Source organism: Arthrobacter sp. FW306-04-A (assembly GCF_044358315.1).
In the GTDB taxonomy this organism is placed as follows: domain Bacteria; phylum Actinomycetota; class Actinomycetes; order Actinomycetales; family Micrococcaceae; genus Arthrobacter.
Window position 1 is genome coordinate 2,852,056 of the sequence record NZ_CP084559.1, and the last position, 24,196, is coordinate 2,876,251.

General features: G+C 63.3%; 25 protein-coding genes and 1 tRNA gene. 11 read left to right on the forward strand and 15 right to left on the reverse strand.

Going from position 1 to position 24,196, the window contains the following annotated elements; all coding sequences use genetic code 11:
* Positions 1-64: 64 nt before the first annotated feature.
* The 4 genes from atpB to LFT43_RS13145 all read right to left on the reverse strand — a co-directional run bounded on the left by atpB (position 65) and on the right by LFT43_RS13145 (position 2,997).
* Positions 65-865: a F0F1 ATP synthase subunit A gene (gene atpB, locus LFT43_RS13130; RefSeq protein WP_395797410.1), complete on the reverse strand. Its 801-nt coding sequence runs from the start codon at positions 863-865 to the stop codon at positions 65-67.
* Positions 866-946: 81 nt separating this feature from the next.
* Positions 947-1,213: a hypothetical protein gene (locus LFT43_RS13135; protein WP_395803077.1), complete on the reverse strand. Its 267-nt coding sequence runs from the start codon at positions 1,211-1,213 to the stop codon at positions 947-949.
* Positions 1,214-1,271: 58 nt separating this feature from the next.
* Complete coding sequence (locus LFT43_RS13140) at positions 1,272-1,760, reverse strand: hypothetical protein (RefSeq protein WP_395797412.1); 489 nt, start codon at positions 1,758-1,760, stop codon at positions 1,272-1,274.
* 127 nt (positions 1,761-1,887) lie between these two features.
* Entirely contained in the window at positions 1,888-2,997 is a 1,110-nt protein-coding gene (locus tag LFT43_RS13145; protein ID WP_265977225.1) for an MraY family glycosyltransferase, read from the reverse strand.
* 213 nt (positions 2,998-3,210) lie between these two features.
* Here LFT43_RS13145 and LFT43_RS13150 point away from each other — a divergent pair, with 213 nt between their 5' ends.
* Positions 3,211-4,107, forward strand: coding sequence for a glycosyltransferase (locus LFT43_RS13150; RefSeq protein ID WP_395797414.1), 897 nt, complete (start codon positions 3,211-3,213; stop codon positions 4,105-4,107).
* Here the strand turns inward: LFT43_RS13150 and LFT43_RS13155 are convergent.
* The 10 genes from LFT43_RS13155 to argS form a co-directional block, all read right to left on the reverse strand.
* Positions 4,104-4,895: a WecB/TagA/CpsF family glycosyltransferase gene (locus LFT43_RS13155; protein WP_395797415.1), complete on the reverse strand. Its 792-nt coding sequence runs from the start codon at positions 4,893-4,895 to the stop codon at positions 4,104-4,106. The genes LFT43_RS13150 and LFT43_RS13155 overlap by 4 nt on opposite strands.
* On the reverse strand, positions 4,892-5,605 hold the full coding sequence (locus tag LFT43_RS13160) for an L-threonylcarbamoyladenylate synthase (RefSeq protein WP_395797417.1): 714 nt from the start codon (positions 5,603-5,605) through the stop codon (positions 4,892-4,894). Before LFT43_RS13160 ends, LFT43_RS13155 begins: the two co-directional genes overlap by 4 nt.
* 12 nt (positions 5,606-5,617) lie before the next feature.
* A complete protein-coding gene (gene prmC, locus LFT43_RS13165) occupies positions 5,618-6,490 on the reverse strand; it encodes a peptide chain release factor N(5)-glutamine methyltransferase (RefSeq protein WP_395797419.1) in 873 nt (290 codons plus the stop codon).
* Positions 6,491-6,508: 18 nt separating this feature from the next.
* On the reverse strand, positions 6,509-7,582 hold the full coding sequence (gene prfA, locus LFT43_RS13170) for a peptide chain release factor 1 (protein ID WP_395797421.1): 1,074 nt from the start codon (positions 7,580-7,582) through the stop codon (positions 6,509-6,511).
* A gap of 113 nt (positions 7,583-7,695) precedes the next feature.
* On the reverse strand, positions 7,696-9,813 hold the full coding sequence (gene rho, locus LFT43_RS13175; RefSeq protein WP_395797423.1) for a transcription termination factor Rho: 2,118 nt from the start codon (positions 9,811-9,813) through the stop codon (positions 7,696-7,698).
* 301 nt (positions 9,814-10,114) lie between these two features.
* Positions 10,115-11,089 carry a homoserine kinase gene (gene thrB, locus LFT43_RS13180; protein WP_395797425.1) on the reverse strand — a complete coding sequence of 325 codons (975 nt, stop codon included), beginning with the start codon at positions 11,087-11,089 and terminating at the stop codon, positions 10,115-10,117.
* Positions 11,090-11,091: 2 nt separating this feature from the next.
* A complete protein-coding gene (gene thrC, locus LFT43_RS13185; protein ID WP_395797427.1) occupies positions 11,092-12,198 on the reverse strand; it encodes a threonine synthase in 1,107 nt (368 codons plus the stop codon).
* On the reverse strand, positions 12,199-13,521 hold the full coding sequence (locus LFT43_RS13190; RefSeq protein WP_395797429.1) for a homoserine dehydrogenase: 1,323 nt from the start codon (positions 13,519-13,521) through the stop codon (positions 12,199-12,201).
* Positions 13,514-15,004 carry a diaminopimelate decarboxylase gene (gene lysA, locus LFT43_RS13195; protein WP_395797431.1) on the reverse strand — a complete coding sequence of 497 codons (1,491 nt, stop codon included), beginning with the start codon at positions 15,002-15,004 and terminating at the stop codon, positions 13,514-13,516. The genes LFT43_RS13190 and lysA overlap by 8 nt, the downstream gene beginning before the upstream one ends.
* A gap of 5 nt (positions 15,005-15,009) precedes the next feature.
* Complete coding sequence (argS, locus tag LFT43_RS13200; protein WP_395797433.1) at positions 15,010-16,659, reverse strand: arginine--tRNA ligase; 1,650 nt, start codon at positions 16,657-16,659, stop codon at positions 15,010-15,012.
* A gap of 229 nt (positions 16,660-16,888) precedes the next feature.
* Between argS and LFT43_RS13205 the strand changes: the two genes are divergently transcribed.
* The 8 genes from LFT43_RS13205 (at position 16,889) to LFT43_RS13240 (ending at position 21,824) form a co-directional block, all read left to right on the forward strand.
* Positions 16,889-17,362: an FMN-binding protein gene (locus LFT43_RS13205; RefSeq protein WP_395797436.1), complete on the forward strand. Its 474-nt coding sequence runs from the start codon at positions 16,889-16,891 to the stop codon at positions 17,360-17,362.
* 5 nt (positions 17,363-17,367) lie between these two features.
* Entirely contained in the window at positions 17,368-18,240 is an 873-nt protein-coding gene (locus LFT43_RS13210; protein WP_395797438.1) for an FAD:protein FMN transferase, read from the forward strand.
* Positions 18,237-19,757 (forward strand): FAD-dependent oxidoreductase, encoded by a 1,521-nt coding sequence (locus tag LFT43_RS13215; RefSeq protein WP_395797440.1) that lies wholly within the window; start codon positions 18,237-18,239, stop codon positions 19,755-19,757. Before LFT43_RS13210 ends, LFT43_RS13215 begins: the two co-directional genes overlap by 4 nt.
* Positions 19,758-19,847: 90 nt before the next feature.
* Positions 19,848-19,920 (forward strand) — tRNA-Arg (locus tag LFT43_RS13220).
* A 143-nt stretch (positions 19,921-20,063) separates the two neighbouring features.
* Complete coding sequence (locus LFT43_RS13225) at positions 20,064-20,198, forward strand: hypothetical protein (RefSeq protein ID WP_395797442.1); 135 nt, start codon at positions 20,064-20,066, stop codon at positions 20,196-20,198.
* Entirely contained in the window at positions 20,185-20,355 is a 171-nt protein-coding gene (locus LFT43_RS13230; protein ID WP_395797444.1) for a hypothetical protein, read from the forward strand. Before LFT43_RS13225 ends, LFT43_RS13230 begins: the two co-directional genes overlap by 14 nt.
* 122 nt (positions 20,356-20,477) lie before the next feature.
* A complete protein-coding gene (locus LFT43_RS13235; RefSeq protein WP_395803079.1) occupies positions 20,478-21,494 on the forward strand; it encodes a M4 family metallopeptidase in 1,017 nt (338 codons plus the stop codon).
* Positions 21,495-21,527: 33 nt separating this feature from the next.
* Positions 21,528-21,824 carry a protealysin inhibitor emfourin gene (locus LFT43_RS13240; RefSeq protein WP_395797446.1) on the forward strand — a complete coding sequence of 99 codons (297 nt, stop codon included), beginning with the start codon at positions 21,528-21,530 and terminating at the stop codon, positions 21,822-21,824.
* Here the strand turns inward: LFT43_RS13240 and LFT43_RS13245 are convergent.
* On the reverse strand, positions 21,821-22,789 hold the full coding sequence (locus tag LFT43_RS13245) for a GlxA family transcriptional regulator (RefSeq protein ID WP_395797448.1): 969 nt from the start codon (positions 22,787-22,789) through the stop codon (positions 21,821-21,823). The two genes, LFT43_RS13240 and LFT43_RS13245, sit on opposite strands and share 4 nt — an antisense overlap.
* Positions 22,790-22,870: 81 nt before the next feature.
* Here LFT43_RS13245 and LFT43_RS13250 point away from each other — a divergent pair, with 81 nt between their 5' ends.
* Together LFT43_RS13250 and LFT43_RS13255 are read left to right on the forward strand one after the other, a co-directional pair.
* Positions 22,871-23,041, forward strand: coding sequence for a hypothetical protein (locus LFT43_RS13250; RefSeq protein WP_395797450.1), 171 nt, complete (start codon positions 22,871-22,873; stop codon positions 23,039-23,041).
* A 165-nt stretch (positions 23,042-23,206) separates the two neighbouring features.
* A complete protein-coding gene (locus LFT43_RS13255) occupies positions 23,207-24,193 on the forward strand; it encodes a helix-turn-helix transcriptional regulator (RefSeq protein ID WP_395797452.1) in 987 nt (328 codons plus the stop codon).
* Positions 24,194-24,196 lie beyond the last annotated feature (3 nt).

Consider the following 24,196-nt stretch of genomic DNA (forward strand, 5'->3'; position numbering starts at 1 on the left):
GCCGCACTCGCGGCAGGTTGTTTGGTTTGCTTCAACCCCCGAGGGGGAAGATTAAGGGTTGTGCCTAGTGGCTGTCCGCGTGGAGCGCGCCTTCGATGTAGATCGCAGTCAGAAGGGTGAAGACATATGCCTGAAGGACCATGATCAGGGCCTCGAGCATGTACATGGCGACGGCGCCAACAAGCACGAGTGCAGAGGCACCCTTGAGGAGGACGTTTTCCTGCATGACAAGGAACTCAATGCCGGAGCCAGCGATCATCACAATAAGGTGTCCCGCCATCATGGTGGCGAAGAGACGGAGGCTGTGGGTGACCGGACGGACCAGGAAGTTGGAAATGATCTCGATCGGCACAACGATTATCAGGATGGGCCACGGAATACCGGACGGAACGGTGGCGAGCTTGAAGTACCTCAGACCGTTCTTCTTGATGCCGATGCCGATCCAGGTGATGTACACGACTACTGCGAGCACATAAGCTCCGCCGACGTGGGAGAAGCTCGGAAGCTGGATCACGGGAATTGCGCCGTAGATGTTGTTCACCAGGATGAAGAAGAACAGGGAGAACAGGAGCGGCACGAACTTCATGAAGTCCCGGCCGCCGATGATGTCCTTGGCGATGCTGTTGCGGACGAAGCCGTAGGCCATCTCGCCTGCGAACTGCAGCTTGCCGGGAACCAGCTGCTGCTTGCGCGCAGCGAGGATGAAGAATGTAGCGATAAGGACGACCGACAGGATCACCAGCAACATCTGCTTGGAGAAGCCATCGCTCGCACCCCACGGCAGGATAGCCGGCAGGTGCATTTGGTCGATTCCGGGAGGATTGAAGGTCCCTGAATCCTGGGCCGGGAGCGCAAGCGCGATCAACGCGTTTCCTCTCTGCAGTGTCCATCATTGGGCGTTGTTGAGGATCCGGCCGCGTTTCTTGCAGCCATTTCCCGTGTGAAATTATTTGGCATTACTGTCCCCGTCCTGGGACGGACCACTGTCTGCTTTGCTCTCACTGGAAGACGAGCGCTGACTAGTGAGGCCGTGCATATGGGAAAGATAGAACCCTCCTGCGGCTCCAAGCAGAGCGCCAAGGAGCACAATCCAGCGAGTCCCCCACAGATTATCCAGACCCCAGCCTATCAAACTCCAGACTATGATTCCGCCAACAATGTAGCTGAAGACGGCAATGCCGGCGTTGTATCCGCCATCGCCTCCGTCGCTCAGGGACTCAGTGGAATCGCCGGTTTTTAGGGCATTGGGCGTGGTGGAGTGTCGCTGGTTCTTAGGAGTGAACATCGTCGCCTCCTTTGCCCGCTGCGGGGTCGTTATATATCTGGAGCCGGGCCTTGCTGAAGCCGTAGATTTCGGCGGCTTGCCACGAGACAACGGCGACGACGGCGCCAATCACGAACCAGCGACCGTGCAGCCATGCGGGGGCTCCGAAGACGAACAGCACCACGGCAAAGCCCACCACCTTGACAAAGTAACTGGCGACAAAAAGGCCGACCGCTCCGGAGGGATTGTCACGGCCAACAAAATGGCCGATCAGCAGGCTGATGGCAAAAAAGGCCATCACCAGCGCCCCGCCGAATGCGACAGAAAGAACTCCTAGGCCACCGTTCATGACCGCCGCAACAACGGACGTTGCCGCGAGAGCCGCAACCGCCGCCGTCGAGCTGAGGAAAAGAAGCCGCAGCCACAGCGAAGAACTGGAGCGGGAGACAGCAACGCCGTTCGAGTCGGACTGTTGTCCGCCGGCGTTGGAGGTCATGGGGATGCCAATCGTCGTGGCAAAGATGCCAAAGTCTCAAAAGGGTGGGTGCACGGCCGAGTGACTGTCCGCCCTAGAATTCTACATGAGATAGAACTGTGATGTTAACGCCCTTGTCACACACCGTCTACCGGGTGGCGCGTCCGCCGCGAGCGAAGTACGGCCAAGCTGTAACGCCGGCCATGATCAACGCGGCCACGATGTCCACCGTCAGAACCATCTGCCAGGGGAAAACAGCGAAAGCCAGGCCTCCGAACGCCAGGATGCAAGTCCACACGTACATCATGAGCACGGCCGTCCGGTGCGTGTGACCAAGCTCGATGAGCTTGTGGTGCAGGTGTCCTCGGTCGGCTGACCACGGCGATTGCCCACGTGCAGTCCGCCGCAACACCGCCAGCCCGAGGTCCAACAGCGGCAGCGAGAGAATCGCGAACGGCAGCAGGATGGGGACGATCGTCGGAATACCGTTGGCGCGGTCGTAAAGTCCGGAGCTGATCTGGCCCGTGGATACCACACCGGCCGAGGCCATCACGAGGCCCAAAAGCATGGCGCCTGAGTCGCCCATGAAGATCTTGGCCGGGAACCAGTTGTGTGGCAGGAATCCGATGCAGCAACCTACGATGATTGCCATCAGCAGCGCCGCCAGGTCCGAGCGGTCCGTGAGCGTCGCATTGCGGTGGACCCAGTAGGCCGTCAGGAAAAACGCAACGCCGCCAATCGCGGCGACACCTGCAGCCAAGCCATCGAGTCCGTCGATGAAGTTGACGGCGTTCATGGTGGTCACAATGAGGAGCGCGGTCAGAACGACACGCAGCGGTTCGGACTCAATCCGAATGGGCTCCGGAACAAACGGAATCACTGACATCTGCACGCCCCAGACCGCAACGATCGTGCCGGCTGTGCACTGGCCTATCAGTTTGACCCACCATCGGATGTCCATCACGTCGTCAGCGACTCCGACCGCGACGATCACCAAGGCGCCGGCCAGTATCCCCCACGGCGCGCCGTTCCCGTGGAAGATGTCTTTCACGAAGAACGAATTGCTCGCTACGGCGAGGGCCACGGCAAAGCCCGCGAAAAGTCCAAGGCCGCCGAGTCGGGAGATGGGCACCGAGTGCATATCTCGGCTGCGGATAGGGGCAAACAGCCGAAGTTTGTTCCCCATCTGGCGGGCTACCCAGGTTGCAAGATAGGACACGACGGCAGCCGTGAGCATCATGAGTGAGTACATGATCACGTGGCGGCTCCTGTTGGCGGTGGTGGTGGATTTCGTCCCCGGCGAATAGCTGCCGGCACGTCACCCGCAACACCTCTGCGCACCGCCGAATATTGCTGTACTACAGTTGGACTCTGTCAAGATACTAGCGGCAACGGCGGCTTTGCTCCGTTTAACGCGCCCCTAGGGCGAGCCGGGAGGACCCTCCCCGCTACTGCCCGGAAGGAACCCTACATGACTGTGTCCGTTGCCGTTGCGGCTGTGACCTTTGACCGCCCCGGAGAGCTTGCAGTCCTGCTCGACGCCATCAACAAGCAGTCCATAGCGGTGGACACTGTCTGTCTCGTGGACAGCGGTACAACCCCTTCGCGGGAGCTCGCATCAAGCCACCCAAACGTGGACTACGTTCGCTCCGAGGCCAATCTGGGCGGCGCGGGCGGCTTCGCACTTGCGATCCTCAAGGCAGTGGCGAGCGGCGCTGAATGGGTCTGGATCATGGACGATGACGCCGAACCAGGCGATCCCGAATGCCTTGAAACCCTGGTTCGCGAAGCGGAAGCCCGGGGACTGGATGCCGTGGTCCCGCTCGTGGTGGCCCCCGGCCACCCGGACAAGCTCTCCTTCTTTTTCCGGATCGACGGCAAGGTGACCCACGACCGTTCCGAAGTCGAGAAGGCCGGGTTCCTGCCCGACGTCGGGCACTTCTTCAACGGGGCCCTCATCCGTTCCAGTGTCTTCTTCAAAGTGGGAGTGCCGGATATCCGGCTGTTCATCCGCGGCGATGAAGTGGACTTCATGATCCGCCTCAGGAAAGCGGGGATACGCTTCGGTACGGTCGCCACGGCGTGGATCACCCACCCGCACGCGTTTTCCGAGACCAAGCACGTCTTTGGGGCGCGCTGGCACGTGATCGTGCCGGATTCGGCGTTCAAGCGCTACTTCTACTACCGCAACCGCGGCTATTTGATCCGCCGGTATCGGCGCGGCAAGTCCCTGGTGGCCGACGTCGGAGGCTACCTGGGTTACTTCCTTCCCCGCGGTGACTTCCGTGGGCTCGCCGAGTGGTTCCGGGCATTCTCAGCCGGTTTGCGCTACAAGGGCTTTGGCCCGCTGGAGGACCAGAAGTTCTAGCGGCCCGGCGGGGTGCTGTTCTTACGAGAGAGCCGACGGCGGACCAGCAGGCCGAGCAGCACCCACGGCTCGCCGAAGACCCGGTACGCGACGCGGCCCGGATGCAGGACAAGTCGCCAAGCCCATTCAAGCCCGAGGCGACCGAGCCAGCGTGGAGCAAGCTTCTGGAGCCCCGCCAACTGCTCGATAGCACCGCCGACGGTGCAGTAGACCGCGGGCGGAAGCTCGTCCAGCCGCCGGTGCAAAACCGACTCCTGGAGCGGCATTCCAAGGCCAAGAAGCACTAGCTGCGGACGGAACTCCGCCAGCCAAGCAACGGCGCCCTCTTCGCTGGCGTTGTCCCAATTCTCACCAGGCCGGCCAGAGACCTCGGCACCAGGCACGATCTCGCGCAGCCGTTCCACTGTCTTGGCGTTGGCCTCAGGGCCCGCCCCGACGACGGCGATCCGGCGTAGTCCCTCGACGCCGCCTAGCGCCGGCACCCAGTCCGTGGATCCCAGGCGGTATTCCATCAGGCTTGGGCGGTCGCTCGGTGAGTCTCCTCGGCGGCCAAGTCCCCAAAGCATGGCGACAGGCGCTCCATCCAGGAGGACCACATCGCTGCGTTCATAGAGATGGCGGAAATCCGGGCTCGAATGAAACAGCGTGACACTATGCAGGTTGTGCCCAAGAACCACCTTGGTGGTTCCATCCGAAACGAACCCGCTCATGGCCGCGATAAGTTCGTCCGTGCACAGGGCAGTGACGTCCACATCCAGAAGGGGAATCCGGTCCCGGACCAGGCTCATTCGGCCCTGATCTCGTGCGACTCCGGCTCCGTGCTCGGCTCAGGCACGGTTTCGCCGAGCGCCAGCACGCCGGGAACCACCTCGCGGAGGCGTTCCAGGGAAACAGCACCGTCGCGGACCACCCGGAGCGGCAGTGTGGTGGCGTCAACAATGGTGGATGCTACGGACTCGGTTCCCTCGACAGGCCGGAACCCGCCCTCGAGGTACACCTCGACCGATTCGGCAAGCTGGGTCCTCGCCTCGCCAGCTGTCTGCGCGGCGGGTTGACCGGTTCGATTGGCCGAAGACACCGCCAGCGGACCGGTGCGGTTGAGCAGTTCAAGCGCAATTTCGTCGTCGGGCATGCGCAGGGCCACGGTTCCGCGGGTCTCCCCCAGATCCCAGTCCAAGGACGGCTGGGCATGGAAGATCAGCGTCAGGCCGCCAGGCCAGAAGGCGTCTGCCAGTTTACGGGCGTCTTCCGACACATCGGTTGCCAGCCCGTCCAGCGCATTGGGCCGTGGGATCAGTACGGGGGGCGGCATATGGCGGCCGCGGCCTTTCGAGACAAGCAGCATGGTCACGGCCTGGGGTGAGAACGCGTCAGCGGCAATGCCGTAGACGGTGTCCGTCGGCATGACGACACACTTTTTCTCGTTGATGGCGCGCTGCGCATGCTCCAGGCCTTCGGCGCGTTGTTCCTCTGACGTGCAGTTGTAGCTTGTGGTCACAGCGCTATTCTTTCATTTCCCGGAGGCAGCGATTGCCAACACTGCGCTCGTGGCACGTTCCTTGCCGTTGAGATCAAGGTGAGTAGTGACTTGCGTCCAGCAGCCGGCGGCCTTCAGATGTTCGGAAATCCACTCTGCCTGCACCTCGGCGTGCTCCATCACGAAGAAGCCGCCGCCCTTGAGGAGCCGGGCAGCCGAGGCGGCAGCCGCCGTCGGAAGCTCCATGCCGTCCGCTCCCCCGCCGTAAAGCGCCTCGGGCGGATCGTGTAGTGCCACTTCAGGTTCGTTCGGAATTGCTTCAGCGGGGATGTAAGGCGGATTGGAAACGACGACGTCGAACGTTCCGTTGTGTTCGGGCAAGGCGTTGCGGAGGTCCCCCTGCACGAGCTTCACGCCTAGTGGCTTCAGGTTCCTGGAGGCCCAGGCGTGGGCAAACGTGCTGAATTCGACGGCGTGGACCTCGGCCCCAGGCACTTCATGGGCGATCGAACCAGCAATAGCACCGGAGCCGGTGCCAAGATCCACAACCTTGGGGTGCGGGAGTCCCTGGAGGTGGTCAATGACCAACTGCACCACCGATTCCGTTTCCGGCCGCGGAATGAACACGCCAGGACCCACGGCCAGCGTGAGGTAGCGGAAGTGCGCGACGCCGGTGATGTGCTGGAGCGGAACGCGCTGTGCACGCTCCGCCACCAGGTCCGCATAGCCTTCGGGGGCGGCAGAATCGCCGAGCAGCATGGCCCGCAAGCGCCCAAGGCCGACACCCAAAAGATGTTCGGCCAGAAGCTCGGCGTCCACGCGCGGAGTAGGCACGCCGGCGTCGGACAGGATAGCGGTCGCCTCGCGGACGGCGTCAGCCAGGCTCTGGCCAGGAAAGAGCGTCATGAATTTCCCTGCAGGCTGTTACTCGCCCAGGGCATCCAGGCGCGATTGTTCGTCCATCTCGATGGCCGATTGGATGACCGGCTCCAGGTCGCCGTTCATAACAGCGTCGAGGTTGTAGGCCTTGTAGCCTGTTCGGTGGTCGGCAATCCGGTTTTCCGGGAAGTTGTACGTGCGGATGCGCTCCGAACGGTCCATGGTGCGGATCTGCGACTTGCGCTGGGCCGAGTTCTCGGCGTCGATCTGCTCCTGCTGATGGGCGAGGATGCGGGCGCGCAGGACGCGCATGCCGGCTTCCCTGTTCTGCAGCTGGGATTTTTCGTTCTGCATTGCCACCACGATGCCCGTGGGAAGGTGGGTGATGCGGACTGCCGAGTCCGTGGTGTTGACGGACTGGCCGCCAGGACCCGAGGACCTGTAGACGTCGATCTTGAGGTCGTTCTGGTTGATTTCGAGCTCTTCGGGCTCATCCACTTCCGGGAGCACCAGAACACCGGCCGCCGAGGTGTGGATACGGCCTTGGGACTCGGTAACGGGAACACGCTGGACGCGGTGCACGCCGCCTTCGAACTTCAGCCGGGCATACACGCCTTCAGCGGGATCGTTCGAGTTGCCCTTGACGGCCATCTGGACGTCCTTGTAGCCGCCCAGATCGGATTCCGTGGCAGAGATGAGCTCGGTCTTCCAGCCACGCGACTCCGCATAACGCATGTACATGCGCAGCAGATCCCCGGCGAAGAGGGCGGCTTCGTCGCCGCCTTCACCACCCTTGACCTCAAGAATGACGTTGCGGGCGTCGTCAGGATCGCGAGGAATCAGCAGCCTGCGCAATTTCTCCTGAGCTGCCGGAAGCTTCGCCTCAATCTCGCCGACCTCGGCAGCAAATTCGGCATCCTCGGAAGCCATTTCCTTAGCCGCTTCAAGATCGTCCATGAGTCCGCGCCAACGGTTGTAAGCCTCCACAATGCCCTGCAACTGAGCAGAACGCCGCCCCAACTTGCGAGCCAAGGACTGGTCGGCATAAACAGCAGGATCACTCAACTGCGCCTGAATAGCAGCATGCTCATCAAGCAATCCCTGTACGGACTCAAACATTTTCTAACCTCTTTCGACTTGTACAAGTCTAATAACTGCAACGCGAAGGGCGGGGCCGGAACATCCGCGCGCCACAAGCCGCACGAACGAACCAGCGCCCGCCCCTAAAACAGCTACTTGTCGTTATCCGACTTAGCTCCAAGAGTCGTCTTCTGTACCTGCATCAGGAATTCGACGTTGCTCCCGGTCTCCCGGATCTTGTTGGTCAGGAGTTCAAGGCTCTGCTGGGTCTCGAGTCCGGACAGGACGCGGCGCAGCTTCCACATGATCTTGACTTCTTCGGCCGAGAGCAGGTTTTCTTCGCGACGGGTACCTGAGGCGTTGACGTCCACGGCAGGGAAGATGCGCTTGTCCGCGAGCTGGCGGGACAGGCGGAGTTCCATGTTGCCCGTGCCCTTGAACTCTTCGAAGATGACCTCGTCCATCTTGGAACCGGTCTCCACGAGCGCGGTTGCCAAGATGGTGAGCGAGCCACCGTTTTCGATGTTGCGCGCAGCACCGAAGAAGCGCTTCGGCGGGTAGAGCGCAGCGGAGTCGACGCCACCGGACAGGATACGGCCGGAGGCCGGTGCTGCCAGGTTGTAGGCGCGGCCCAGGCGGGTCATGGAGTCCAGGAGGACAACTACGTCCATGCCCATTTCCACGAGGCGCTTGGCGCGTTCGATGGAAAGCTCGGCAACCGTGGTGTGGTCATCGGCGGGACGGTCGAAGGTGGAGGCAATGACCTCGCCCTTGACGGTGCGCTGCATGTCCGTGACTTCTTCGGGACGTTCGTCAACAAGCACCATCATGAGGTGGACCTCAGGGTTGTTGGTGGTGATCGCGTTGGCGATGGACTGCAGGATGAGCGTCTTGCCGGCCTTGGGCGGGGACACGATCAGGCCACGCTGGCCCTTGCCGATCGGTGCCACGAGGTCGATGACACGCGGGCCGATCTTCTTGGGGTCCGTTTCGAGGCGCAGGCGCTCGGACGGGTACAGCGGGACGAGCTTTGCGAATTCGACGCGGTCCTTGAGCTCTTCCGGCGTCTTGCCGTTGACCGACGTGACGCGGACGAGCGCGTTGAACTTCTGGCGGGCGGACTGCTGGCTGCGGTCTTCGCCGTCACGCGGAGCGCGGATTGCGCCGACCACGGCGTCGCCCTTGCGCAGGTTGTACTTCTTGACCTGGGCAAGAGACACATAAACGTCGTTGGCACCGGGCAGGTAACCGGAAGTGCGGATGAACGCGTAGTTCTCCAGTACATCCAGGATGCCGGCAACGGGCAGCAGGACGTCATCCTCGGTAACCTCGACGTCGTCCACGTCGGGGCCTTGGCCACGGCCGCGACGGCGTTCGTTGCGGTCGCGGAAGCGGTCGCTGCGGGTGTTTCCTTCGCGGTTGTCGCGGCCGTCACGGTTGTCCTGCGGACCCGGACGATCGTTGCGGTCGCGGCGGTTGCGACGATTGCGGCGGTTGCCGGTGTCATCGCCGTCGTTAGTGTCTTCGCGCCGCGTACGGGTGCTGTCGCGGCGATCGCGCTGGCCGGGTTCGCCGGCTTCGGCCGAAGCCTGCTCACCTTGGCGCGGCTGGGCCTGACGCTGATCGGCCTGACGCTGGTCGGCCTGACGCTGTTCTACGCGGGGCTGTTCTACGCGGGGCTGTTCGGCCTGGGGCTGCTCGGCCGCACGGGTCTCGCTGGCTTCTCCGGCCTCAGCAGGAGCTGCGGCCGCCTCGCCGCGACGACGATTGCGAGTGCGGGGCTGGCGGCGTTCGCTGACGGCCTCGCTTGCTTCGGCTACTGGAGCAGCGGGAGCCTCGGCGGCAGGCGCCGGAACCTCCACGGTTTCCGTGGCAGCAGGAGCGGCAACAACGCCGTCGCTCGTGGCGCGGCGGCTTCGGCCACGGCCACGTGCCCGGGTGCCTTCCTGCGCAGGAGCTTCGGTGGATGCTGCGGCAGGTGCGGCAGAGTCCTCGACTATTGGCGTTGCAGGTTCAGCTTTTACTGCTACGGCTTTGGTCGCCGCAGGAGCCTTGCTGGTAGTTGCACCGGCACGGTGGGCTGAGATAGCCGAAACCAAGTCCCCCTTGCGCATCCGGGATCCGCCCGAAATGCCCAGCTGACTGGCGAGAGCCTGGAGCTGCGCGAGCTTAAGGCCTGCAAGGCCGCTGCTCTTGGCGGTTGCGGCCGTTGATTCAGCTGCAGAAGATGTTGTGTCCACAGCTGAAGCCAGCTCAGTGGTTTCTGTCACGAAGGATCCTTCCCCCTCGACGGCGTCCAGACCTAGAGCTGGACGCGATGATTTGTTCTGGACTGCAGTTCAGATCTGCAGCCGTGATTTCGGTCTTGCCGGTTTAGTTTCAGCAGGGCCGGATACTGATACGTCTTCGATGCTCCGGCGGGCGGGGCGCGGGCTGACGGTCCGGGTAACAGAAAGGGTTCTGTGGCACCTGCGACAGGCCGATAAGGAGACGGCACCGGCAGACTTCGACACAGTAGGAGACGGGAACGGCGTTATGCCGGGATCCAATGTCAGGGAACTGCCCGCGGTTCTACCGCCGGTGCAAGTCCACTCTAGCACCTTCAACGTCCACTGCCAGTGTCATCACGCGCCAAGAAACGTCTGGTGTGTTGTCCGCAGTGAAAGAGGCAATGAATTCCGCAATCGCTTCTGCTTCGTCCGCGCCGTTTGCCAATGCCAGAACTGTGGGGCCTGCACCGGAAACAACCGCGGCATGGCCCGAAGACCGCAATGCCGCAATCAGCGCCGCGCTAGGCCGCATGGCCTCCGCGCGGTAGCTCTGGTGCAAGTAGTCCTCAGTTCCGGGAAGCAGGAAACGGGGCTGCGCAGTCAAGGCGTGGATCAAGAGCGCGGCGCGTCCTGAGTTCATGGCTGCAGCATGATGGCCGATGGAAGCCGGAAGCAAGCCGCGGGCTGTCTCGGTGGACAGTTCGTAGTCGGGAACGGCGACGATGGGGATGACGGATGGAATCACTTCAGCACGCGTGCTGCTGTACTGCTCGCTGTCCTGCCATGACAAGGCCAGTCCGCCGAAAATCGCCGGTGCGACGTTGTCCGGGTGGCCTTCCATCTCGCTCGTGAGTTGCAGGATCCATTCACGGTCGCGTTGTGCGGATTCGGGCACCAGGGCGTTGGCTGCGGAAACGGCCGCAACCACTGCAGATGCCGAGGAACCGAGTCCGCGGCCATGCGGGTTGACGTTGTCCGCGGTGATCTTCAGGCCATTGTGCCGGAAGCCGAGGCGTTCCAGGGCCGTGTTGATGGCGCGGACAACGAGGTGGCTGGCATCACGGGGAAGACTGTCGGCCCCCTCACCGGAAAGCTCGAACTCGAGCTTTCCGGTGGTAAGCGTTTCGACGGTCAGGGTGTCGTAGATCGACAATGCCAGGCCGAGGCTGTCGTAGCCGGGGCCTAGGTTGGCGCTGGTGCCCGGGACCCTGACGGTCAGCTGCTGGCCTGCCGCGACAAGCTCAAGTCCGGTCGCGGTGGGCTGCGTGGTTTCCACTCTTAGTTTTCTTCCAGTCCCAGTTCAGCTGCCACGGTCACGACGTCGTTCGGTACCTTGACGGGCTGGACTTCACTGCCGTCTTCGGTACGGAGGGCCCACTGCGGATCCTTGAGTCCGTGTCCGGTGACCGTGACCACGATCGTCTTTCCGGAGGGAACTTCGCCCGCGGCGTGCTTTTTGATGAGCCCGGCGACGCCCGCCGCGGAGCCGGGTTCGACGAAAACGCCTTCCCTGGCGGAAAGCCAGCGGTGTGCGTCGAGGATTTCTTCGTCAGTCACAGCGTCGATGAAGCCACCGGATTCATCACGTGCCGCGATTGCCGTATCCCAGGATGCCGGGTTGCCGATGCGGATGGCCGTGGCGATGGTGTCCGGTTCGGTGATGGGGTGGCCCGCCACGAACGGTGCCGCTCCTGCGGCCTGGAAGCCCCACATGGCCGGCGTTTTGGTGGAGACGGCGGGAAGGGTGCCCGCGGTTGCGGACTCGAAGGGCGCGGAGTACTCCTTGTAGCCCTTCCAGTACGCGCTGATGTTGCCTGCGTTGCCCACCGGCAGGACGTGGATGTCCGGAGCGTCACCGAGGGCGTCGACGATTTCGAAAGCACCGGTCTTCTGCCCCTGGATACGGGCGGGGTTGACCGAGTTCACGAGGAACACCGGATAGGACTCACCGAGCTTGCGCGCGATGTCCAAGCAGTTGTCGAAGTTACCATCCACCTGGAGGAGCGTGGCGCCATGTGCGATCGCTTGGCTGAGCTTGCCCATCGAGATCTTGCCTTCGGGAACCAGCACGGCGCACTTCAGCCCGGCGGCAGTGGCGTACGCGGCGGCCGAAGCCGACGTGTTGCCCGTGGACGCGCAAACAACTGCCTTGGCGCCTGCTTCGACGGCGGCCGTCATGGCCATGGTCATTCCGCGGTCCTTGAAGGACCCGGTGGGGTTCATGCCCTCCACCTTCAAGTACACGGTGGATCCAGTGAGCTCGGAGAGCTTCTGCGCGTGGACGAGCGGGGTTCCGCCTTCACCGAGGGTAATGACCTTCGTGGCTTCCGTTACAGGCAAACGATCAGCGTATTCGCGGATTACTCCGCGCCATTGGTGAGCCACTTAGACCCCTTCTACCCGCAGGACGGATGTCACAGAATTGATGACGTCCAGGCCCTTGATGGCCTCGACGGTTGCCGCGAGTGCGGCTTCGGATGCGCGGTGCGTGACGATCTTCAGCTCGGCCGACTCAACGTTCGAGGCGGCATCACGGTGGATCGTCTGGCGCATGATTTCGATGGAGACGCCGTGCTCCGCAAAGATATGGGTGATCCGGGCCAGCACGCCGGCTTGGTCGGCAACGTCAAGGCCGATGTAGTAGCTGGTGTTCGAGGCATCTATCGACAGTGCGGGCACGTGCCCGGTAGTGGTCTCGGTTCGGCCGGGACCTCCCAGCACCACGCGGCGGGCAGCCGAGACGAGGTCGCCCAACACGGCAGACGCCGTCGGAGTTCCACCTGCGCCCTGGCCGTAGAACATCAACTCACCGGCATTTTCGGCTTCGATGAAGACTGCGTTGAACGCACCGCGAACGGCCGCGAGCGGGTGTTCACGCGGCAGGAGGGTGGGGTGGACGCGGACCGAGATGCCGCCGCCGTTGCCAGGCCCCGAGTTCTCGATCTTCTCGGCGATGGCCAGCAGCTTGATGACAAAGCCGGCTTCCTTCGCTGCCGCTATGTCAGCTGCGCTGACCTTTGTGATGCCTTCGCAGTAGACGTCTTCGAGGGCGAAACGCGTGTGGAACGACAAGGACGCGAGGATGGCGGCCTTGGCTGCGGCGTCGTGGCCTTCGACGTCGGCGGTGGGGTCAGCTTCCGCGTAACCGAGGCGTTGGGCCTCGGCCAAGGCGTCGGCGAACTGTGCACCGGTGCTGTCCATTTGGTCGAGGATGAAGTTGGTGGTGCCGTTGACGATGCCCAGGACCCGGGTAATGCGGTCGCCGGAGAGGCTGTCGCGGATGGGGCGCAGGATCGGAATGGCTCCGGCGACCGCCGCTTCGTAGGAGAGCTGGACGCCGGCCATGTCAGCCTCTTCGTAGAGTGTGGGACCGTCCTGTGCCAGCAAGGCCTTGTTGCCGGTGACGACGCAGGCGCCATGCTGCATGGCAGCCAAGATGAGCGAACGGGCCGGTTCAATGCCGCCCATGAGCTCGATCACCAGATCCGCATCCTTGACCAGAGTGTCGGCGTCGGTGGTGAACAGTTCGCGCGGCAGTTCGACGTCGCGCGGTGCATCAATGTTGCGCACGGCGATGCCGGACAGCTCCAAGCGCGCACCGCTGCGGGCCGCAAGGGCGTCGGCGTCGTCAAGGAGAATCCGCGCTACCTGGGCCCCAACATTGCCACAGCCCAGCAGGGCAACCTTCAGGGTTCGCACTTCAGACATTCGCCACTCCCATGTCGCGGTTCAAGAGATCTTCTTCGGTTTCCCCGCGGACGATCAGCCGTGCGGATCCATTGCGCACAGCGACAACGCCAGGCCTGGCCAGATAGTTGTAGTTGCTTGAGAGGGCCCAGCAGTAAGCGCCGGTCCCCGGTACAGCGAGCAGATCACCGGCTGCCACGTCTTCGGGCAGATATACATCTCTAACAACTATGTCGCCGCTCTCGCAATGTTTGCCCACTACTCGGGACAGTTGCGGCACGGCATCCGAGGCGCGTGAGGCGATAATGGCCGAATAATCCGCGTCGTACAGCACCGGACGGGCGTTGTCGCTCATGCCACCGTCCACCGACACATAGCGACGCGGGAACGTAACGTTTTCTTTGCCCTCGGCATCTACAAGCGCGTCTACAGGCGCATCCACGCGCACGGTTTTAATCGTCCCGACCTCGTACAAGGTGAAGGTGCTGGTGCCCACGATCGCGCGGCCGGGCTCAATCGAAATACGCGGCGAAGTGATGCCCAACTCAGCGCACCTTGAGCGTACGACGGCGGCCATCGCCTGCGCGATTTCGGCTGGCGGGCGCGGGGTGTCGGCCGGCGTATAGGCGATCCCGTAGCCACCGCCCAGGTCCAGTTCCGGCAAGACGATGGAATACTTCTTTTGCATTGCGGCAAGGAATCCCAGGAGCTTCTCGGCCGCAAGGGCGAACCCGTCCGGCTCGAAGATCTGCGAACCGATATGGCAATGCAGGCCCAGGAGTTCCACGTTGGGGTAGGACGTAGCCGCCGCGACAGCTTCCTCCGCCGCTGAGAGACCAGCAGCCTCGGTGGAGTCTTCGGCCATGGAGAGCCCGAATTTCTGGTCCTCGTGGGCCGTGGCAATGAATTCGTGGGTGTGGGCGTGGACGCCGGGAGTCAGCCGCAGCATCACCTTCGCCGTTTCGCCGCGGCCGGAGGCTATCTTGGCCACCCGTTCGAGCTCGTCGAGGCTGTCCACCACAATGCGTCCGAGCTTCATGTCCAGTGCCCGGTTGATCTCGGCGTCGGACTTGTTGTTGCCGTGCAGGCCCAAATTGGAGCCGCTGATGCCGGCGCGGGCCGCGACGGCGAGTTCTCCGGCGGAGCAGGTGTCCAGGCGCAGGCCTTCCTCGGCCACCCAGGTCGCCACGGCTGTGCACAGGAAGGACTTTCCGGCGTAGTAGACGTCCACTCCCCCGCAGATGTCGACGAAGGCTGCGTCAAAGGCATCCTTGAAGGAGCGGGCACGGGCACGGAAATCGCCCTCGCTCATGACGAACAGGGGAGTGCCGAACTGCTCCTTGAGCGCGCTGACTGGAACGCCGTCAATGGCGAGTTCGCCAGCGTCGTTCCTCTGGACACCGGCGGCCCACATCGGCGCGTGGAGCGCATTCACGTCCTCGGGTACGGCGAGCCATTCAGGAGCAAGGGGTGAAGCTGCGGCGTTGTCGGGGCTTCGCTGCACGCGGATCACATCCGTTCCGGAGCTGAAACGCCAAGGAGCCCAAGTCCGTTTGCCAGCACTTGGCTCGTGGCATCGTTGAGCCATAGCCGGGTGCGGTTGACGTCCCGCACGGGCTCGTCGCCGAGGGGCGAAATGCGGCAAGCGTCGTACCAACGGTGATATGCCCCGGCGATGACCTCGAGGTGGCGCGCCACCCGGTGCGGTTCGCGGAGCTCCGCGGCCTTGGCCACGATGGACGGGTAGCTGCCGAGGTAGGACAGCAGCTCGTTCTCGGTGGCGTGGTCCAGGAGGGAGGCGTCAAAAGCGCTGTGATCCACGCCGGCCTCGATCGCGTTGCGGGCGGTTCCGCGGGAACGGGCATGCGCGTACTGCACATAGAACACCGGATTTTCGTTGCTGTTCTTCTTCAGCAATTCCGGATCCAGTGTCAGCGGCGAGTCTGCGGGGAAGCGAGCCAACGAGTATCGCACCGCGTCCTTCCCGAGCCACTCGATAAGGTCCTTGAGCTCGATGATGTTTCCGGCACGCTTGGACAGCTTGGCGCCGTTGACGGAGACCAGTTGCCCGATCAGGACCTCAATGTTGACCTCGGGATCATCGCCGGCGCAGGCAGCAATGGCCTTGAGCCGGTTGATGTAGCCATGGTGGTCCGCGCCGAGCAGGTAGATCTTCTCCGTGAAGCCGCGGTCCTTCTTCGACAGGTAATAGGCTGCGTCGGCGGCGAAATACGTCGGTTCGCCGTTGGCGCGGATCATCACCCGGTCCTTGTCATCCCCAAAGTCCGTGGTGCGCAGCCAGACGGCACCGCCGTCGTCGAACACATGACCCTGCTCCCGGAGGCGCCCAACAGCGGATTCGATCGCACCGGCGTCGTGCAGTTCCTGTTCGGAGAAGAAGACATCGAAAGCGACGCCGAATTCGGCAAGGGTGTCCTTGATGTCTTTCATTTGGGCTTGGTAGGCGGCGGCGCGGATCACCGGCAGCGCCGCCGCATCGGTGAGTTCACGGATTGCCGGATGGGCCTTGAGGATCTCGTCGCCGAGTTCCCGGATGTACTCTCCGGGGTAGCCGCCTTCCGGAACGCCGCGCCCGTGCAGGCGAGACAGCACCGAGTTCGCAAATACGTTCATCTGCGTGCCGGCGTCGTTGATGTAGTACTCGGCGGTGACCTCCGCGCCGGAGGCGCGGAGCACGCGGGCAATGGAATCGCCCAGGGCGGCCCAGCGCGTGTGTCCAATGTGCAGCGGTCCCGTGGGGTTGGCGGAGACGAACTCCATGTTGACCACATGGCCTGCGAGCGCCTGGTTGGTTCCGTAGGAGCTTCCCGCCTCGACGATGGCCTTGGCCAGTGCGCCGGCGGCGGCCGCGTCCACGGTGATGTTGAGGAAGCCCGGCCCGGCGATGGCTACGGCGGTGACGCCGTCGATCGCTTCCAGTCGCTTGCTGAGAATCGTGGCGAATTCGCGGGGGTTGGTCCCCGCCTGTTTTGCCAGCTGCAAAGCAATGTTGGTAGCCCAGTCGCCGTGCTCCCGGTTCTTGGGTCGCTCCACGCGTACGTCCTCGGGGAGGGCAGATTCGGAAAGCGCAAGCTCGCCAGCGGCGACAGCGTCTTTCAGGCAGGCGGATATGGCGGCGGAGAGTTCTTCGGGAGTCACCCGTCTAGCCTACCGGTGGGGCTTGCAAGTGGTGGAATTCTTTGCTTAGTGATCACGTGCACGCGGGCACCAGTTGGCGCACAGGCTACGCACAGTTTCACCACCTACAGCTCCCAGACTGAGCCGCTAGGCTGAATTCCACGTTGAACATCGGAACGGCCTTGTGCCCGAACCGTGCTTCCGGTCTGTGTGCAAAGACCCTTTCTTGTCCAGTTGAAACGAGCAGAACATGACTACGCCACTCCACAAGAGCATTCTCGTCGGCGCCGCCGGCCTCACCCTCGCCGGCTCGGTGGCAGCTTGCGCGCCCTCCACCCAAGCCAGCTCAGCCCAGGGCAGCACCCCGCAGAATACGAGCACGCAGGCGGGCGCCAGCAAGCTGGCCACGACAGGCTCCTCATCATCGGGCTCGTACAAAGACGGTACCTACAGCGCCGAAGGCTCCTACACTTCGCCCAACGGCCAGGAAACCGTAGGCGTCCAGTTGACCTTGTCCGGTGGCACCATTTCCGGCGTCGACATCACCGTCCACCCCTCGAACCCGAACACCAAGAAGTTCCAGGGCGAGTTCAAGGACGGAATCGCTGCGCAGATCGTCGGCAAGAAACTGGACGACATCAACGTGTCCAAGGTCGCAGGCTCTTCCCTGACAAGCGGCGGGTTCAACCAAGCCGTGGAAACCATCAAGTCCGAGGCCAAATAACCGCCATGCCACACCCGGGCTGGAGCGCCTTCGGCTTCGACGGAATCGGAACCACGTGGGAGATTTCGACGCCGGAGCCGCTTTTCAAAACGGTCCGGCGCAGCTTGCTTGGGATCGTGGAGGACTACGACCGGAGCTATTCGCGGTTCCGGGGCGACTCCCTGGTTGCCGGGCTCGCCCGGGAAGCCGGAACTGTCATTCTCCCGGCCGGGGCGTCCGAGCTTGAAGTGCTATTCAAGAAGTTGTACCGCCTCAGCAGCGGGGCCATGACCCCGCTGATCGGAAGCAGCCTTGAGCAGTTGGGCTACGGGGCGGACTATGCCCTGCGGCCCCTCGGCCACCCGGTGCCGGCGCCGCGCTGGGAAGATGTCCTGGACTGGAATGGCTCAAAGATCTCCACTTCCGCTCCGCTGGTACTGGACATTGGCGCTGCCGGAAAGGGCCAGCTGGTGGACCTAGTGGCTGCTGTCCTGCGCTCAGGGGGGATCACGGAGTTCCTTGTGGACGCGAGCGGCGACATGTTCCACTCCGGCGCGGAACCACTGGGTGTGGCCCTCGAACACCCTTACGACTCCACCCAGGCGATCGGCGTCGTCGAACTCCACGACGGTGCCCTGTGCGCTTCTGCGGCCAACCGGCGCGCGTGGGGGGACGGCCTGCACCATGTCCTGGACGGCGCCACCGGGCGCCCGGTGGAAACGGTGGTGGCCACCTGGACCATGGCCGCCTCGGCAGTGGAAGCCGATGCGCTGGCAACGGCACTCTTCTTCGTGGATCCGAAGGTGCTCGACGAAGAATTCGATTTCTCCTGGCTCAAGGTTTATTCGGACGGACACGCAGCCTATTCGGCAGGTTTTGAGGGGACACTGTTCACATGATCGCCATCAAAGCGCGTTCGGATGCCTGGCTTGGCCGCTTCACCATGTACCGGCTGATTCTTTGGATCCTCGCCATCCTTGCTGTGTACAGCATGGTGTTGAACGTCCTCGGCTGGCTGACGTTCGGCCTGCCGGAAATGCTCGTCCACCTCGTGCTGTGCGTGGGGCTGACGTATGCGTCCAACCGGCTGGTGGCTGTGCAGTTCAAGGTCCGGTCCCATTCGGAGTCTTCGCTCATCACGGGCCTACTCCTGTACTTCCTGTTCTGGCCCACCGAACTCGCGCCCACTGTTCAGGTTCCTGACCTTGCCGGGGTGGTTTTGGCATGTGTCCTGGCATCGGCGTCCAAGTATGTGCTGGCTTTCCGTGGTCGGCACATTTTCAACCCCGCGGCTGCTGGTGCCTTCATCGTCAGCCTCACGGGTTTGAACATCGCGACATGGTGGGCCGCTACTCCGGCCATGTTGTGGCTCCTTGTGCCCGGGGTCCTGCTGGTGCTGTACAGGACGCGGAAGATGCTGATGGCCTGCACGTTCCTGGTGGTCACAGTATCCGTCGTGTCCGCCGAACTCCTACGGGCAGGCATGGCATGGGGATCCGCCCTCTGGCAGCCGCTTGCGCAACGGCCGCTCCTGTTTTTCGTGGGCTTCATGCTCACGGAGCCGCTCACCTTGCCGCCTCGCCGCTTGCAGCAATTGGCGCTGGCGGTGGTCGTCGGCGTGTTGTTCGCAGTGCCGTACAACCTGGGTATCGTGGCCAATTCGCCGGAACTTGCGCTGCTCGTAGGCAACTTCCTCGCATTCCTCGCGGGACAACGCGGCGGGGTCATGCTGACCTTCAAGGGGTCGCGTCCCCTGACTCCGTTCACTACCGAATTCCGTTTTGAGCCGCACCGTCCCGTTCGTTTCCTACCCGGTCAGTTCATGGAGCTCAACCTTCCGCACTCGCGCTCCGACGGGAAGGGACGGAGACGGGTCTTCAGCATCACCAGCGCGCCAGGCTCGCCGGAGGTGACCTTCGGCGTCGGCACGGCGGAGCCGATCTCGGCCGCCAAGCGCGCGTTGCTCGCCCTTGAGGCCGGAGAATGCGTTCGCGGAACCGCGGTGGGCGGTGACTTTGTCCTACCGTCCGACGTCGGCAAGCCGGTGCTGCTCATCGCTGCGGGCATCGGGATCACGCCTTTCTTATCCCAGCTGGCGTCGGTCGACTCCGCGCGAAGGGACATCGTGGTGTTGTACCTCGCCCCCGGCGCTGCCGAACTTGCCGGGCGAGACATTTTGGAGGCCTCCGGTGCGCGCGTCATTGCGCGGGTGGCAGACGGCTCCCCGCCGCCGTCGTTCATACACGACGCCGGACCGGGCAGGATCGATGGCAACTCGCTGCGGGAACTCGTTCCCGATGTTGCCGAACGGGACGTGTACGTGTCCGGGTCCCCGGCAAACGTAGACTCCCTTCGCGCTGCCGCACGCCGTGCGGGAGCCCGACGAATCCATACTGACTCGTTCTCGGGCTACTGACCCGGCGCACAGCCTCCCCGTTTTCCATTGCGGCGCGGTGACCTGCTAAGCTCGTGGACGTCCCTCCGGCAACGGTTGGGAGCCCCGGATGCCCTCGTAGCTCAGGGGATAGAGCGTCTGCCTCCGGAGCAGAAGGCCGTAGGTTCGAATCCTATCGAGGGCACAACAGGAAAACCTGCCAGTTCAAGGACTGGCGGGTTTTTTCTTTGCCCCGGCGAGTAGTCGGGATGGCAATCAAAAATAAGTGGAAAAACCGCGTCACGTTTTGCTTCCTCCCTACACAACGTTCTTGTGCAGATACCAAAAGTGGAGCCCACAGCTGCGTTCCCGGAGCTCGAAGCCAAAGCCCCGGTCCTTGCCGGGAAACTCTCGCGGCTGCCAGCGGCGCAACTCGCAACCGTCCTTCGCCCGGAACCCGAGGACACCGATGCCGGACTGTGAAGCGGCCCGCCGCAACAAGCAAGCCCTCTACGAAATCGAGTTGGCGTGGGGCAACGGCATCGTGGACCTCGGCAAGCTGCAACGGATCCTGAAGGGTTCCGAAAACGGCGCGGACCCCGCGCCTCCATGCCCGATGGAGGCCTCTCACTTGACGTGATAACGGACATGCCGCACCGAGCCGGCCAAAATGTCGGTGGCCGCTTCTAAGCTGTTCGTACCTGGTCAAGTCCACCGGGTACGAAAGGGTTCGCTGTGATCTGTTCCATCATTCCGCCCTATATGCTGCGCAGGCTGGCAACCCAGAATGAGCCCCGCCTGCGGATCATCGCACGGGCGGCCAAGGAATCCCTGCTCCACATCAAGTCCCTTCAGGCGGTCCGCTCGCTTCCCGCGCCGGCCCCGGTACCCACAGCGCGCCAGGCCAAGCCAGGTCCGCCGAAACGGACTATCTACGACACCGGGTCCACCGAGGTCCTGCCCGGAAAGCTCGTCCGCAAGGAGGGCGGGGCGGCTACCGGAGACGCGGCCGCCGATGAAGCCTACGACGGACTGGGCGAAACCCACAGGCTTTACGCAGAAGTGTTCAGCAGGAATTCGATCGACGGCGCCGGGCTGAAACTCGATGCCACGGTCCACTACGGCCAGCTGTACGACAACGCGTTCTGGAATGGCAGCCAGATGGTCTTCGGCGACGGCGACGGCGAGATCTTCCAAAGGTTCACCAAGTCGCTCAGTGTGATCGGGCACGAACTCGCACACGGCGTCACCCAGTACACAGCAGCCCTCGCCTACCGGAACCAGGCAGGAGCCCTCAACGAGTCCATGTCCGACGTCTTCGGGGTGCTGGTGGAGCAGCATGCCAGAAAGCAATCCGCGGCCGAGGCCAGCTGGCTGATTGGCGAGGGCTTGTTCACCGATGCCGTTCAAGGCACCGCGCTCCGCTCAATGAAGGCGCCGGGGACCGCCTACGACGACCACGTGCTCGGGAAGGATCCGCAACCGGACTCCATGGATACGTATGTCCGGACCACCGCGGACAACGGCGGTGTCCACATCAACTCAGGCATCCCCAACAGGGCTTTCTCGATCGTTGCGCTGGAGTTGGGCGGCAATGCGTGGGAGGCGCCCGGCCAGATCTGGTACAACACCCTGACAAGCGGCTCCCTACCCGCTACGTGCACCTTCCGGCGGTTCGCCAAGGCAACGGCGACGTCTGCAGAGGAACTGTTCGGGGCTGGTTCTTCCGAGCATGACGCCGTCCTGATGGCGTGGGAAACTGTGAAGGTAAAGCTCTAGCAACACATACCAGAGCAGTGGAAGCCGTCGAACATGAAAATCACCGTCCAGCGCAGCGGCGGCGTCGCAGCGATCACGCGCGTCTGGACCGTTGATGCCGCCAGCTCCGAAGATAAGCAACGCTGGATGCCGATCGTGGAGGCCTGCCCTTGGGACCAAGTGCCGTCCCGCGGGCAATCAGCCGGGCCAGTAGCAGGGCAAGCCGACCGGTTCATGTATTCGATCCGAGCGGGTCAACACAGGGCAACGCTCCCGGAGACCGCTGTCACCGGACCATGGCACACCCTCGTGGAGCACGCCAAGGTGGAAGGCCGGGAAACCCTCCGCTAGCCGACTTCGGCCAACTGGCCGCGAAATGCCCTCCGGTAGGACTGCGGGCTGGTGTCCAGGACCTTGGCAAAGTGGTGCCTCAGCAGCACGGAATGCCCGAACCCGGCTTCGCGTGCAACTTCGTCAATGTTCAGTTCGGTGGTTTCCAGGAGTTCCTGGGCCCGGAGCACTCGCTGCGAGTTGAGCCAGGCTGCAGGTGTGGCGCCCGTCTCGGCCCGGAAACGGCGTGCGAAGGTCCGGGCGGACATGTGAAGCCGGGACGCCAGTTCGTTGACGCTGTGGTCCCGGTCAAGGTTCTCCACCATCCAGCGCAGCAAAGCCTCCATGGGCGCGGAGCCGCACGTGGGCATGGGTCGATCGATGAACTGGGCCTGGCCGCCGTCCCGGTGCGGCGGAACCACCATGTCGCGCGCAATGGCTGCTGCGACATTGGCGCCCAACTCCACACGGACCAGATGCAGGCAAGCGTCAATCCCTGCCGCCGTGCCCGCGCTGGTGATGAGTGTTCCGTCCTGGACGTAGAGCACGTTCTCATCCACATGGATCTTCGGATACCTGCTGGCCAGGTCCTGCGAGTAGTGCCAGTGCGTTGTGCAGCGGCGCCCGTCCAAGAGCCCAGCGCGCGCAAGTGCGTATGCTCCGGAACAAATCGACATGACCCATGCCCCGCGCGCGTGGGCTGCCCTCAGGGCATCTAGCACGGATTCTGGAACGTCCTCGTCCCTGCCGTAGGGGGCCATGATCACGAGGTCGGCATCGTCCGCGGCCTCCAGCCCCAGGCCGACGCGCATCGACAGGCCGGACTTCATCTTCACATCGCCCGGGACAGGGGTGCAGACCCTGAAATCAAAGCTGGGAACGCCGCTCCCCCGGTCCTTGCGATCAATGCCAAAGACCTCGTAGGCGGTCCCGAACTCGAAGATCGAGAAGTTGGGAACCACAATGATTGCCACCGTTTTCAACATAACTCCAGTGTGGCAGAAAATTGCCTAAATGGGTCATTTCTGCCACTGTTTCTTGGACTGGATCAGGAACACGATGGAGACATGGAAATCGTCGGAATCTTGGTGTTTATCATCCTCGTCATCACTGCCGCTGCTACTGTCTCAGCAGTTCTTCGAGACGGCCGCGGCCACCTTCCCCCCGTCCGCTCCGAACAGCCTTGGACCGCCCGGGAACTGCCTAGCACCCCTTACTGGACGCTTCGAGTCTTCTAACCATGCCCCGTCTCTAACCCCGCACTGTCTCTAACCACGCACTGTCTCTAACCACGCACTGTCCGAGCCTTCCTGCGCGGCCCCATCCGTTGCCCGAAGGCTCGGGCACAGCCTAGAACTCTATGAGGACGGCTATTGTCCGCATTGTGGGCTAGATTCGATGCCATGATCCAGACGTCCGCAAGACTGCTGCAATTGCTGTCCTTGCTGCAGGTCCGGCGTGAATGGACCGGTCCGGCATTGGCCAACCGGATGGGAGTCACCGAGCGCACCGTCCGCCGCGACATCGATAAGCTCCGCAACCTCGGCTATCCCATCCATGCTTCGCCCGGCATAGCCGGTGGCTACCAATTGGGCGCCGGAGCCCAGCTCCCGCCGCTGCTGCTCGACGACAATGAGGCCCTGGCGGTCGCTTTGGGACTGAACTCCGTGGCGGCGGGCCCTGTGGCCGGCATCGGGGAGGCCTCAGTACGCGCACTCGCGAAACTCGAACAGGTGCTGCCCTCGCGCCTGCGCCCCAGGTTCGCCATGCTCAAGGCCGCGGTCACCACGCTGCCGAGCAACGCGGCGTCCGTAGACCCCCAACAACTCACGGTGGTCTCTGCCGCAATCGCAGACAAACGGCAACTCAGTTTTGACTACGTCAAGGCCGACGGCGAGGCCGGCCGCCGCCTGGTGGAGCCGTACCGCTTGGTGGATACCGGGCGCCGCTGGTACCTGGTCGCTTGGGACGTCGACCGGGAAGACTGGCGCACATTCCGTGCCGACCGCATCGCCTCCTTGCCGGTCGAACGGAAAAGGTATGTGCCGCGCTCCCTGCCGTCCAAGGACCTCGCGGACTACGTCCAGCGATCGGTGACCCGCTCGCCTTATCGCTACGACGTGGTCGTCCGCCTCCATGCCCCCATCGGCGAGGTGGCCGCCGTCGTCGGCCCGCAGCTCGCCAGCTTGAGCGACGACGGCGGGAACGCCACCCTGCTCCGCGCGGGCTGGGACAGCCTGGCGCAACCGGCCGCCCACCTCGCTGCCCTGGACATGGACTTTGAGATCATCTCCCCCGAGGAATTCAAGGACTACGCCCGCACCATGGCCGGGCGTCTGCAAAAAGCTGCCGGGAACCACGCACTGCAAGGCGACGCGCTGCCACAGTAGACT